General features: G+C 63.2%; 11 protein-coding genes and 2 tRNA genes. 10 read left to right on the top strand and 3 right to left on the bottom strand.

From position 1 onward, the window contains the following. Window positions 1-16 precede the first annotated feature (16 nt). From recJ to phoB, 10 genes are all read left to right on the top strand, one after another. Window positions 17-1,792, top strand: a complete 1,776-nt coding sequence (recJ, locus tag RM192_RS07350) for a single-stranded-DNA-specific exonuclease RecJ (protein ID WP_311506891.1) — start codon at window positions 17-19, stop codon at window positions 1,790-1,792. 79 nt (window positions 1,793-1,871) lie between these two features. Further along, window positions 1,872-1,946 (top strand) — tRNA-Glu (locus RM192_RS07345). Between the two features lie 60 nt (window positions 1,947-2,006). Beyond that, window positions 2,007-2,081 (top strand) — tRNA-Glu (locus tag RM192_RS07340). A 161-nt stretch (window positions 2,082-2,242) separates the two neighbouring features. Next, complete coding sequence (locus RM192_RS07335) at window positions 2,243-3,439, top strand: ATP-binding protein (protein WP_311506890.1); 1,197 nt, start codon at window positions 2,243-2,245, stop codon at window positions 3,437-3,439. Between the two features lie 63 nt (window positions 3,440-3,502). Next, window positions 3,503-4,543 (top strand): substrate-binding domain-containing protein, encoded by a 1,041-nt coding sequence (locus RM192_RS07330; RefSeq protein WP_409233822.1) that lies wholly within the window; start codon window positions 3,503-3,505, stop codon window positions 4,541-4,543. A 17-nt stretch (window positions 4,544-4,560) separates the two neighbouring features. Then, complete coding sequence (pstC, locus tag RM192_RS07325) at window positions 4,561-5,943, top strand: phosphate ABC transporter permease subunit PstC (protein ID WP_311506888.1); 1,383 nt, start codon at window positions 4,561-4,563, stop codon at window positions 5,941-5,943. 7 nt (window positions 5,944-5,950) lie between these two features. Further along, entirely contained in the window at window positions 5,951-7,222 is a 1,272-nt protein-coding gene (pstA, locus tag RM192_RS07320) for a phosphate ABC transporter permease PstA (protein WP_311506887.1), read from the top strand. Between the two features lies 1 nt (window position 7,223). Then, complete coding sequence (gene pstB, locus RM192_RS07315; protein WP_409233795.1) at window positions 7,224-8,039, top strand: phosphate ABC transporter ATP-binding protein PstB; 816 nt, start codon at window positions 7,224-7,226, stop codon at window positions 8,037-8,039. A gap of 10 nt (window positions 8,040-8,049) precedes the next feature. Beyond that, complete coding sequence (gene phoU / locus RM192_RS07310) at window positions 8,050-8,733, top strand: phosphate signaling complex protein PhoU (protein ID WP_311506886.1); 684 nt, start codon at window positions 8,050-8,052, stop codon at window positions 8,731-8,733. A gap of 101 nt (window positions 8,734-8,834) precedes the next feature. Next, entirely contained in the window at window positions 8,835-9,524 is a 690-nt protein-coding gene (gene phoB, locus RM192_RS07305) for a phosphate regulon transcriptional regulator PhoB (RefSeq protein WP_231469299.1), read from the top strand. Here the strand turns inward: phoB and RM192_RS07300 are convergent. From RM192_RS07300 to RM192_RS07290, 3 genes are read right to left on the bottom strand one after another with little or no spacing between them, the layout of a single operon-like run. Then, window positions 9,521-10,990, bottom strand: a complete 1,470-nt coding sequence (locus RM192_RS07300; protein WP_311506885.1) for a glycosyltransferase family 39 protein — start codon at window positions 10,988-10,990, stop codon at window positions 9,521-9,523. The genes phoB and RM192_RS07300 overlap by 4 nt on opposite strands. Window positions 10,991-11,002: 12 nt before the next feature. Next, on the bottom strand, window positions 11,003-11,275 hold the full coding sequence (locus tag RM192_RS07295) for a DUF1467 family protein (protein WP_311506884.1): 273 nt from the start codon (window positions 11,273-11,275) through the stop codon (window positions 11,003-11,005). A gap of 5 nt (window positions 11,276-11,280) precedes the next feature. Continuing rightward, a complete protein-coding gene (locus RM192_RS07290; RefSeq protein WP_409233821.1) occupies window positions 11,281-12,876 on the bottom strand; it encodes a ribonuclease J in 1,596 nt (531 codons plus the stop codon). Window positions 12,877-12,913: the final 37 nt, after the last annotated feature.

The following is a 12,913-nucleotide window of genomic DNA, read 5'->3' as shown; positions in this document are numbered from 1 at the left end:
GGTATAGCGCAAAAGTATGATTCCGGTCACTGCCATAACCCGATCGCTCTCCGGCCAGGCCTGGCGCTGGCGCGGGGGAAACATGGACCTCGGCGGGGGGGCAGGCGCTGCGGGAGATGATCTGGTCACACAACTGCTGCTGTCGCGCGGTGTTGCGCGCGACGATCTTGACCGCCACCGCCGCCCCACATTGCGCGATTTCCTGCCCGACCCTTCGATTTTCCGCGACATGGACAAGGCCGCACGACGCCTGTCCGACGCCGTCGAGGCTGGCGAGCACATCACGATCTACGGTGATTATGATGTGGACGGTGCCACCAGTGCAGCACTGCTGATCCTGCTGCTGCGCGACCTCGGCGTGAAGGCGGGCCATTACATCCCTGACCGCCTGCTCGAAGGCTATGGCCCGTCAGGCGAGGCTTTGGTGAAACTGGCGCAGGGCGGCTCAACGCTGATCGTGACCGTCGATTGCGGGGCGATGGCCCACGAAGCGCTGGCCGCCGCGCATGGTGTGGGCGTCGACGTCATCGTCGTCGATCATCACAAGTGCTCGTCCGAGCTCCCGCTGACGGCGGCACTGGTCAATCCCAACCGGCTCGACGAGTGTGACGAGGCCGCTGCCCACGGCCATCTAGCCGCTGTTGGAGTGGCGTTTTTGCTGGCCATCGCCACGGTGCGTGAACTGCGCGGGCGTGGCTACTTCGAAAAGCGCACCGCGCCCGACCTCATGCGCCTGCTCGATCTGGTGGCGCTGGGCACCGTGGCCGACGTCGCGCAGCTCAAGGACCTCAACCGTGCGCTGGTCGCACAAGGCCTCAAGATCATGGCTCGGCGCGACAATGTCGGCCTTGCCGCCTTGATCGATGCCAGCCGTCTCAACCGCGCGCCGACCTGCAGCGACCTCGGCTTCGCGCTGGGGCCGCGCATCAACGCTGGCGGGCGCGTGGGCGAAGCCACGCTCGGCGTGCGGCTGCTGACCACGCAGGACCCGGACGAAGCCCGGTCTATCGCCGCCCAGCTTTCCCTCCTCAACGAGGAGCGCCGGGCAATCGAGCAGGAAGTGCAGGAAGCCGCCGAGGCGCAAGTCGCTGCCCAGCACAACCGCTCGGTTCTGTTGCTCGCGGGGCACGGTTGGCACCCCGGCGTGATCGGCATCGTTGCCGGACGGATCAAGGAAAAGACCGGCAAGCCCGCCGTGGTCATCGCACTGGATGCAGACGAGGCAGGGCACGGCAAGGGATCGGGCCGCTCGATTGCCGGAGTCGATCTTGGCGCTGCCATCATCGCCGCGCGCGAGGCTGGCCTGCTCATCGCGGGCGGCGGGCACGCCATGGCCTGCGGGCTCACGATGGACCCCGCCCGGCTCGAAGCGCTGGGGGATTGGCTGGACGAACGGCTCGCCCGCGACATCTCTGGCGCAAGGCTGTCGCAGTCGCTTGCGCTGGACTTGTCTCTGACCCCCGGCGGATTGACACCCGACCTGGTTGAAACACTGGAGACGGCAGGGCCATTCGGCATTGGCTGGCCAGGCCCGCGCGTGGCGGTGGGTCCGGTGCGCTTGGTCAAATGCGATCTGGTCGGCACCGATCACGTGCGCATGGTTGCCAGCGGAGCAGACGGAAAGTCTTTCAAGGCAATCGCATTCCGCGCCGCAAATTCCGAACTGGGACAAGCTTTGCTCCACGGATCGAAAGGGCGTCAATTCTGGTTGGCCGGACGCGCGCGGATCGACGATTGGGCGAGCCGACCCGCAGCGGAACTGCATGTGGAAGACGCTGCCTTTGCCGACTGACTTTTTTCACGATTAGCCGCTTGACGCTTCGCCATACTCCCCTTAGAGGCGCGGACCTGCCCAGCGGCGCAAGCCCAGTGGCCCCATCGTCTAGCGGTTAGGACGCGGCCCTTTCACGGCTGAAACACGGGTTCGATTCCCGTTGGGGTCACCATTCTTTTCCCGTATTGCCGGGATGGTGATAGCAGCGCAAAGCACGGCTTCTTTTCCAAGCGGCCCCTTCGTCTAGCGGTTAGGACGCGGCCCTCTCACGGCTGAAGCACGGGTTCGATTCCCGTAGGGGTCACCAGGAATTTTCCCGATATTCCGGCACTTCTGTGTTCTTGCCGATTTTGACGACAGCGCAGCGCGCTTGCGCTTGGCCGTGATGCTCGCCTATTCGGGCGCAGCATCACCCGCCGATCCGGTTGGCGATTCGCATAGCGCAGGCAGACCACACGGCATTATACGATGAAGGGCTTGTCGCTGCCTCTTCCCAGCATTGTCGTTGCGCTGTGCGCGGCGGTCATCATGTATGTCGGCGGCGCGGGCTTCTGGCTGTCATCGTCCATTCTGGTTGTCTGGCTGGCCACCTTGTGGCTGGCGCGCCCCGAACCCACGGTCGAGACGATCACCCGCGACGACGGCAGCGTTTCGCGCCAGACCATGATCGAACTGGTCGAACCCTTTGGCCTTCCCGTACTCATGCTTGATGGCCAGCGTATTGCTGCGGCCAACGCTGCAGCACGCGAGGAACTCGGCACGCATCTGGTCGGGCAGGACGCCCGCGTCGCCTTGCGCCACCCCGAGGCAATCCGCCTGCTGGCAAAACCCGCAGGCCGCGCGCTGGTCCGCGGCCTGACCGGCGCGCGCAGCATCTGGCAGGTCAGCCGCGTGCCGATCGACGAACGCTTCTCTCTGATCGAAATGGTCAACCGCACCGCCGAAGCCGACATCAGCCGGGCGCATACCGATTTCGTCGCCAACGCCAGTCACGAGCTGCGCACCCCCCTTGCCTCGATCATCGGCTACGTCGAGACGCTGGCCGACCCGGACGCGAAAGTGGACGCAGCAACGGCGGCCCGTTTTCATGCCACCGTCCTGCGCGAATCAAAGCGGCTCCAGAGCCTCGTCGAAGACCTCATGTCGCTTTCGCGGATCGAAGCGGAAAAGCACGAAGTGCCGCGCGACAGGATCGATCTCGGACAGCTCGTCGGCAGCATCGGCAGCGAAATTGCGATGTCCACAAGCGAAAGCCTGCTCGAAGTCGAGACGGTCGATGCGGTTGTCGCAGGTGACCGTCAGCAGCTCGATCAGCTGGTGCGCAACCTGATCGACAATGCCTTCAAGTACGGCCACCCGGGCGCGCCGGTAAAGGTCAGGATCACGGCGGCCGACGGCGAAACGGTGCTGACGGTGACAGATCAGGGTGATGGCATTCACCCCGATCACCTGCCTTATCTGACGCGCCGGTTCTATCGCACCGATCCGGGCCGGAGCCGGACCGCTGGCGGAACCGGCCTTGGTCTTGCCATCGTCAAACACATCGTCGAGCGTCATCGCGGCAAGCTTGACATCACCAGCGCCCTGGGCGTCGGCACAACTGTAACTGTGCGTATTCCGCTGGCCGGACCCGCGGTCGAGACAGTCGGCCTTCCATTGTCATAAAGCTGTCACGCAACAGTCGCATTGCGCCCTCAGCCAACAGGGACGAAGGTTCTAAACATGTCGATGATTCGCACGATCGCTCTTTCCGCCGCCGCTCTCGGCGCCCTTTCACTCGCTGGGTGCGGAAGCCAGGAAGCGGGCACCCGTGACCAGGTCCGCGCCGTCGGCTCATCGACGGTTTATCCTTTCGCCAAGGCCGTGGCTGAATCGCTCGCCAAGTCCGATGCTTCGCTCAAGTCGCCGATCATTGAATCGACCGGCACGGGCGCTGGCATGAAGCTGTTCTGCGCCGGCGTCGGCTCGCAGTTCCCCGATATCGAAAACGCTTCGCGCCGCATGAAGAAGTCGGAATTCGAGGATTGCGCCAAGAATGGCGTGAAGGACATTGTCGAAATTCAGGTCGGTCTTGATGGCGTGGCCTTTGCCGAAGCCCAGAACGGCCCCGGCATCGCGCTGACGCAGGAAGACGTCTACAAGGCACTGGCCAAGACGCCGTATGGCAAGCCGCAGACCGCCAAGACCTGGAAGGACGTCAATCCGTCGCTCCCGGCCGAACCGATCCTCGTCTACGGTCCGCCTTCGACCTCGGGCACGCGCGACGCGCTCAAGGAACTGATTCTGGTCAAGGGTTGCGACGAGAACGCCGAGATGAAGGCGCTCAAGGACAGCGACAAGGACAGCCATGACAAGATCTGCGGCGACGTGCGCGACGATGGCGCCTATGTCGACGCTGGCGAGAACGACAACCTGATCGTCCAGAAGATCGAAGCCAATCCCAAGGCCATCGGCGTCTTCGGCTTCTCTTACCTTGAAGAGAACAACGGCCGCATCAAGGGCCTGACGATGAAGGGCGTGACCCCGACTTACGCCACCATCTCTGACTTCAGCTATCCCGGTGCTCGCCCGCTCTACATTTACGTGAAGAAGGCGCACCTCAAGGCCATTCCCGGCCTGCAGGGATTTGTCACGGAATGGTCAAAGCTTTGGGGCAAGGATGGCGCGCTTGCGAAGCTCGGCATGGTCGTTGCACCTGACGATGTGCTTGCAGCCAGCGCCAAGGCTGTTAACGACCTCCCGGTCCTTGACGGTTCGCAATTGAAGTAACGGAGAATACCGCAGACATGTCGCCAGTCATCCTGATTTTGCTCGCCTTCGGGCTGAGCCTGCTCGGTTGGCTGGCGGCACGCTCGCGCGCCTGGGCATTCCGCCGTGCGGATCCCAAGGCACGTTTGCATTCGCTTCCCAACTTTCACGGCTGGTATGTCGCTCTGTGGATCGGCGTGCCAGCGTTGCTGTTTGCGGCGCTATGGAGCGTGATCAGCCCCATGCTGATCACCGCTCACGTCATGGCAGACCCTGCCGCGACAATGCTTCCCGCCTTTGGTTTTGAACGTGAGACCTTGTTGGCAGAAGCCCGCTCGGTCGCCCAAGGCAACGCCTTCGGCGTCTTCAACGCCGATGCCCAGGCGCTCGTCGGTCCGTATCGCACCGCCATTACGCTATACGATTCGATCGGCCTCGTGGTCACCATCCTCGTCGCATTCGCAGGCGGTGCCTTTGCCTTCCTGCGTCTCAAACCGAACTTCACCGCCCGCACTCGTGTGGAACGCTCGGTAATGGCGCTGTTGTTGATCGCCTCACTCGTCGCCGTTTTGACGACCATCGGCATCATCGCCAGCCTGGTGTTCGAGACCGTGCGCTTCTTCGGCATGGTCTCCCCGATTGATTTCCTGTTCGGCACGCACTGGTCGCCCGATCCGATGAGCTCGGGCCTGCCCGACGGCAAGGACTACGGCGCGATTCCGCTGTTCTGGGGCACGATCTACATTGGCGCGATCATCGCCATGCTCGTCGCGATTCCGCTCGGCTTGATGAGCGCGATCTTCCTGACCCAGTACGCCAGTAACGGCGTGCGCAAGGTGGTGAAGCCGCTGCTCGAAATTCTCGCCGGTGTGCCCACCGTGGTCTACGGCTATTTTGCCGCACTGACCGTAGCGCCGCTGGTGCGCGACGCGGCGCAGGCCATTGGCATTTCCAGCGCATCGACCGAAAGTGCGGTTGCCGCTGGCCTTGTCATGGGCGTGATGATCATCCCGTTCGTGTCATCCATGGCTGACGATTCCATTGCAGCCGTGCCGCAGGCGATGCGTGATGGCAGCCTTGCCATGGGCGCTACCACCGCCGAAACGATCCGCAAGGTCCTCGTTCCCGCCGCCCTGCCCGGCATTGTCGCCGGCGTGATGCTCGCCATCAGCCGCGCCATTGGTGAAACGATGATCGTCGTCATGGCTGCAGGTGCATCTGCCAACCTCACCGCCAACCCGTTCGAGAGCATGACAACGGTCACTTTCCAGATTGTCGCCATGCTGACCGGCGAAGGCAGCTTCGACCACCCGGCCACGCTGTCCGCGTTCGCGCTGGGCATGGTCCTGTTCCTTGTCACGCTGACGCTGAACTTCATCGCCCTGCGCGTGGTGAAGCGTTACCGCGAAGCCTATGAGTGAGGCTGTAATGACCGACGCTGCCCCTGTGGGCGAAAGAAGCGAAGTGCAGGCGCGCCGTCACGCGATGATGGAGCGCGGCCTTGCCAAGCGCCGCTCGGCGGATCGCAATTTCCGCTGGCTCGGCTTCATCGCCGTGGCCTTCTCCGGATTGATGCTGCTGTTCCTGCTGGTCAACATGAGCTCGGCCGGTCTCGCGGGCTTCCAGCGAAGTGAATTGCGCTTTGCCATTCCCATCGCCGGAGCGATGCAGATCGACGCCGGTCGCATGAGCCAGCCTGACCCGATGGGAGGGCTGGAACTGGCCGGTCTGCCCCGGGTGGTCGATGATGCCGCCAAGGCAGCTCTCGGCCCCGATGGCGCTGACATGGTGGCTGAAGGCGCCTGGCGCGAAGTGGCCCAGAAGCTCATCGACAATCCCCAACTGGTGAACGGCTCCATCGACGTATCACTCCCCGCCAGCGACGACCTGGCCAGCGCTCAGCGCGGAGAAGGCGATGCGGCCGACAGGCAGGTTGCCAGCAAACTCGTCGCCGAGGGCAAGCTGGTCCGCGCTTTCGACGAAGGCTTCCTCAGCCGCTCGGACGCGACCAGCCCGCAGACGGTCGGCATCTGGGGCGCGCTCAAGGGTTCGATGCTGACGATGTTCATCACGCTGATCCTGGCCTTCCCGGTCGGCGTGTTGTCCGCTCTCTACCTTGAAGAATACGCGCCCAAGAACCGCTGGACCGACTGGATCGAGATTTCGATCAACAACCTCGCAGCGGTCCCGTCGATCATCTTCGGCCTGCTCGGTCTGGCGGTGTTCCTCGCGCTTTTCCCGAACCTTCGCTCGGCTCCGCTGATTGGCGGTATGACGCTGGCACTGATGACCATGCCGGTTATCGTGATCTCGGGCCGCAACGCGATCAAGGCGGTGCCGCCGTCGATCCGGGACGCCGCTCTCGCCATCGGCGCGAGCAAGGTTCAGGTCGTGTTCCATCACGTCCTGCCGCTGGCCCTCCCCGGCATTCTGACCGGCACGATCATTGGCATGGCCCGCGCCTTGGGCGAAACCGCGCCGCTCCTGATGATCGGCATGCGTGCATTCGTCGCCAGCCCGCCAAGTGGCTTCACCTCGCCATCGAGCGTGCTGCCCGTGCAGATCTTCCTGTGGTCCGACGAGATCGACCGCGGCTTCGTCGAGCGCACCAGTGCCGCGATTGTCGTGTTGCTCGTCTTCCTGCTCCTGATGAACGGTCTTGCGATCTACTTGCGCAACCGCTTCGAAAAACGGTGGTAAAATGAACGCTGAAGCGATCCAGACTGCAGTGAAGGTGGACGAAACGCCCTACTTCGACGCGCCGCTCAAGATGAGCGCGAAGAACGTCTCGGTGTTCTATGGCGACAAGCGCGCCATCGACGATGTGTCGATCGACATTCCGCAGCGCTATGTCACCGCATTTATCGGTCCGTCGGGCTGCGGCAAGTCGACCTTCCTGCGTTCGCTCAACCGCATGAACGATACCATCGCCAATGCGCGGGTCGAAGGCGAAATCCTGCTCGACGGCGATGACATCTATCGTTCGGGGATGGACGTGGTGCAACTGCGCGCCCGCGTCGGCATGGTGTTCCAGAAACCCAACCCGTTCCCCAAGTCGATCTATGAAAACATCGCCTATGGACCGCGCATCCACGGCATTACCGGATCGAAGGCAGAACTTGACGAGATCGTCGAACAATCGCTGCGGCGCGCCGGTCTGTGGGATGAAGTGAAGGACCGGTTGAACGACAGCGGCACGGCGCTTTCGGGCGGGCAGCAGCAGCGCTTGTGCATCGCCCGCGCCATCGCGGTCGATCCCGAAGTGATCCTCATGGACGAGCCGTGCTCGGCGCTCGACCCGATCGCCACGGCACGCATCGAGGAACTGATCGATGAGCTTCGCGGGCGCTACGCCATCGTCATCGTTACCCATTCGATGCAGCAGGCCGCCCGCGTTTCGCAGCGCACCGCATTCTTCCATCTTGGCAAGGTGGTGGAATACGGCAAGACTTCGGATATCTTCACCAATCCGCGCGAAGAACGGACGAAGGACTACATCACCGGGCGCTACGGATAAGGATCGAGACGTGGCTGAACATACCGTCAAGGCATTCGACGACGACATCACCCGGCTTCGCGGCATCGTTGCTGAGATGGGCGGGCTGGCCGAACTTTCCGTGTCCGAAGCGATGGACGCGCTCGTACGCGGCGACCATGACCTCGCTGCAGGTGTAATTGCGCGAGACAAGCGCATCGACCAACTTGAAGCGGAAGTCGACAAACTGGCGATCCGAGTGCTGGCATTGCGCGCGCCGATGGCGGATGATCTGCGCGAAGTTGTCGCGGCTCTCAAGATCGCGGGCGTGATCGAACGCATCGGCGATTATGCCAAGAACATTGCCAAGCGCGTCGGGATTATCGAAGGGCGCAAGCGGTTCGAACCGCTGACCCTGATCCCCGCGATGAACGACCTCGCATCCGAGATGGTCCATGATGTGCTGACCGCGTTTGCCGCGCGCGATGCCGCAGCCGCCGTCGAAATCGTCCAGCGCGATGCCAAGGTCGATGCCTTCTACGATTCGATCTTCCGCAATCTGATCTCGTTCATGGTCGAAGACCCGGCAACGATCAGCACGGCGGCGCAACTCATGTTCGTTGCACGCAATATCGAACGCATCGGCGATCATGCCACCAACATTGCAGAAATGGTGTACTACGCCGCTACCGGCGCGACCTTGCCCGAGCGCGAGGAAGTCATTCCGCCGGCCTGATGGCACGCCTGTTACCCCCGACGAAATGCCATGATTGGCGAATCGTCATAACGGGGTAACATCCGTCGTGTTTCAGCAAACTGACTGTCATGGAGGTTTGCGTGCCTGCTCCGAAACTGCTGCTGGTAGAAGACGATACGGCTCTGGCCGAGCTGGTCGAATACCGCTTTCGCGGTGAGGGCTACGACGTTCGCACCACCGACGATGGCGACGAGGCATTGCTGCTCGCCGCCGAAGACGCGCCCGACCTTGTGCTGCTCGACTGGATGATCGGCGGCACCAGCGGCATCGAAGTATGCCGCCGCCTGCGCCGCAACAAGGAAACGGCGCACGTTCCGATTATCATGCTCACCGCCCGTTCGGACGAGGACGACCGCATTCGCGGGCTCGAAATCGGTGCAGACGATTATGTGACCAAGCCTTTCTCGCCGCGCGAACTGATCGCGCGCGTTGGCGCAGTGCTGCGCCGGGTGCGTCCAGCGCTGGCGGGCGAAACGATCACTGTGGGCGACCTCTCGCTCGATCCCACCGCCCACCGCGTGATGCGGCGCGGCACGCCGATGAAAGTCGGCCCCACCGAATTCCGCCTGCTGCGGCACTTCATGGAGCATCCCGGCCGCGTATTCTCGCGCGGACAACTGCTCGATGCGGTCTGGGGTAGCGGCAGCGACATCGAACTGCGCACGGTCGACGTCCACATCCGCCGCCTGCGTCAGGCTGTCGCCATTCCCGGCGCAGCTGACCCGGTGCGCACCGTGCGTTCCGCTGGATACGCGCTGGAAGGCGTCTAGCGATCCATCCGCCGCAGGGCGGTGTTGTATTCAAGCAGGCCCGGCCTCCCGGTGCAGGGCCCTTCCCGCACCGCCACGCAATACTGCTGCTCGAACAAGGGCTTGCCGCGCGACGCACAGCCCTTGAAGCGGAAGGTTTTCGGCAGTTCGGCCAGATGCTCGGCGGGTGTGACGACCACGTCGAAGCGCTCTGAAGTGGCGAGCATCGCGGCCTTGGTATTGATCAGCATCACCGGCACATCGCGGTTCAGCACCGCGCGCGAAACGAACGGCACGTCACGGATCCGGTATGTGGCAAACCCACATAGTCCCGGCTGATTACGCACAGTGCGCATCGCCCGCAGCGGCGCCTTGCCAACCCCCCAGTTGATGCTGAACGGCTCTGTCGCCGCCACCTGCACCGATGCCGCCAGCCAGATCGCCAGAATTGCCGCCAAGGTCTTGCGGGGTGCAGTCCCTCGACCCAGCCATTGCGCCAGATCGACCGAGCCGATTGCCGCCAGCAAAATCAGCAACGACACGCCAAGCAGGACAAAGCGATATTCCTTGTGGCCAATGGCGGAATGCACCGCAATCACCGCGATCGCCGTTGCCAGTAGCATCGGATAGCGCCGCGCCCCCAGCACCAGCGCAGGAACCAGCGCAACTGCGATGTATTGCCACTCCCATACCAGAACGCGCAAATACCAGTCAGCCGTCTCCACGCCAAAGGCATGGCTGCGGTCCTGCACCACGTTGGCCATGACATTGCGGTATATCCACAGCAGCGGCGGCTGGCCCATCACGGCGTTGGCAATTACATCGCACAGCACCGCCAGCAGCGCGCCGCCCAGCAGCGGCAGCCAGGCCTTGCTAAACTCCGCCCTGCCCGCCCACAGAAACGGAATGGCGAGCGCAGGCCCCAGCGGAAAGCGCGTGATGAAGCCAAGGCCCAGCAGGAACCCTGCCCCCAGCGCCAGCCTCGCCCCGCCATGCGCGCGGAACCGATATACCAGCGCCAGCCCCGGCAGGACCGCCAGCACAGACAGCGTATCGCTCGACGTCCTCGATGCAAAATAGGCGAAATCGACCCACACTGCCGCGACAAACGCAGCGACAATCGCGTGTCTGCGGCTCAACCGGCTGCCGAGAGACCACCCCGCCCATACCGCCCCGAGCGAGGCCACGGCCATCACCAGGCGCGGCAGGATCAGGTGCAATTCCCCCGCCGGGTCAAGCAGATGCCCCAACAAAACCGGCGGCAGCATAACCATCGGAATCAACCAGCTGCGGATGCCGAGACGAATGTCCCAGGTGCGGATCCAGTCGCCCGTGACCATGCCGTAAGCCGGCTCGATGTACTGCCAGACCTCGTCCGCGTGATGATAGACCGTGAACAGCGCGATCGGCACGCGGCACGCCAGCGCCAGCGCAAATATCGCCAGCAGTGCCGGATCAATTCCCGCCCGGCGGATCGCCTCGCGCAACACCGGCGCCCGTCAATGGCCGAAGTAGGTCGTCAGGTCGAGATCGGCGACCGTGATCCATCCGCGGAAGTAATTCACATAGAAAAAGCCGAACATCAGTGCCGACAGGATCGTCGCGCGGATGACGATCTTGCGCGGCGAAAAGTTACCCGGCGCGCTATCGGCCTGCCCGTTGACCTTTTCGGTGCCGAGTTCATCATGCGTGCGCACCCCGAACGGCAATACCACGAATGCGGCCATGACCCAGAACAGGCCGTAGATGGCGATGATCGACGTCCACTTCATACGGCTCAGCTTTCCCGCAACAGGACCTGGACGACCGGCTTCTTGCCGCACCAGCGCTGGCCGCAGCGCCGAACCGCAAGCCGCACCGCCTCGGCAACGGCCAGACGGTCGCGCTTGCGGTCACCCTTGACCTTGCGCACGGCTTCGGCAGCCTCGACTTTTGCGTCGGCAACGAACGCTTCCATGTCCTCGTCGAGCGGAATGCCGATTGCTCCGACATCAACGTCAGACACAAGCTGCCCATCAAGCCGTACGGCCAGCGCCACACTGATCAGCCCGCCCTGCGATAGCTTCCGGCGCGCCACCAGTGCTTCCCCGTCGGCAGGCGAGATGATGTCGCCATCGAGAACAAGGCGCCCCGCGCGCTCTTCCGACAGCTTCTTCGGGCCATCGGGCGCAAGACGGATAAGATCGCCGTTCTTCTGCATGATCGCCTTGGGGATACCTTCGGCCAGACCCAGCTGCGCCTGCTCAGCCATATGGCGAATTTCGCCATGCACCGGCACGAGAATTTCCGGCCTGATCCAGTCATAGAGCGCGACCAGTTCCGGACGCCCCGGATGGCCCGAAACGTGGATCATCGACTGGCGATCCGTGACAATGCGAACCCCCTTTTCGACCAGCGAATTCTGGATACGCCCAATGGCGAGTTCGTTGCCGGGGATCTGGCGGCTGGAAAACAGCACGACATCGCCCTTCTCGAGCTTGATCGGATGCTGCTCACCCGCGATCCGACCAAGCGCCGCGCGCGGTTCACCCTGACCGCCGGTGGCCAGCACCAGCAGTTCGCCGCGCGGAATGTCCATCGCATCATCGGGATGGACAAGGTCAGGCAAGTCCTTGAGATAGCCGCACGACTTAGCCACGCGAATGATCCGGTCGAGCGAACGCCCGGCCACGCACAACTGCCGCTTCGTGGCGACGGCCACTTCGCCCAGCGTCTGCAGTCGCGCGACGTTCGACGCAAACGTGGTGACGACCACGCGCCGCCCCTTTTGCGCGGCCACCGCCTCCAGCAACCCGGCCCGCACTTCACCTTCCGATCCCGACGCCTTGGGATTGAAGACGTTGGTCGAATCGCAGACGAGCGCGAGGATGCCTTCGTCACCGATTGCGGTCAGTTCTTCTTCCGTCGCAGGGGTTCCGATGCGGGGCTCGTCGTCGAGCTTCCAGTCACCGGTATGGAAGATGTTCCCATGCGGCGTATCGATCAGCAGGGCGTTGCCCTCGGCAATCGAATGCGCCAGCGGCACATAGCGGATGCCGTATGGTCCGAGTTCAAAGCGGTCGAGATGGTCGATGACGTTAAGCTCGACCTCCTTCTCGATCCCGGCCTCGACCAACTTCTCGTGAACCAGCTTGGCCGTGAACGGCGTAGCGTAAAGCGGCACGCCAAGGTCCTGCGCAAAGTAGGGCACTGCGCCGATGTGATCTTCGTGCGCGTGGGTCAGTACGATCCCGACAAGATCGTCGAGCCGGTCCTCGATGAAGTCCAGGTCTGCGAAAACAAGATCGATGCCGGGATAATGCGGATCGGCGAACGTCATGCCGAGATCGACCATCAACCACTTGCCGTCACAGCAGTAGAGGTTGACGTTCATCCCGATTTCGCCCGAACCACCCAGGGCGAGAAACAGC

Origin of the sequence: Novosphingobium sp. MMS21-SN21R, assembly GCF_031846015.1 — a bacterium.
GTDB lineage: Bacteria > Pseudomonadota > Alphaproteobacteria > Sphingomonadales > Sphingomonadaceae > Novosphingobium.
Note: the sequence above shows the minus strand (reverse complement) of the source record. Positions and strands in the feature narration are given on the sequence as shown.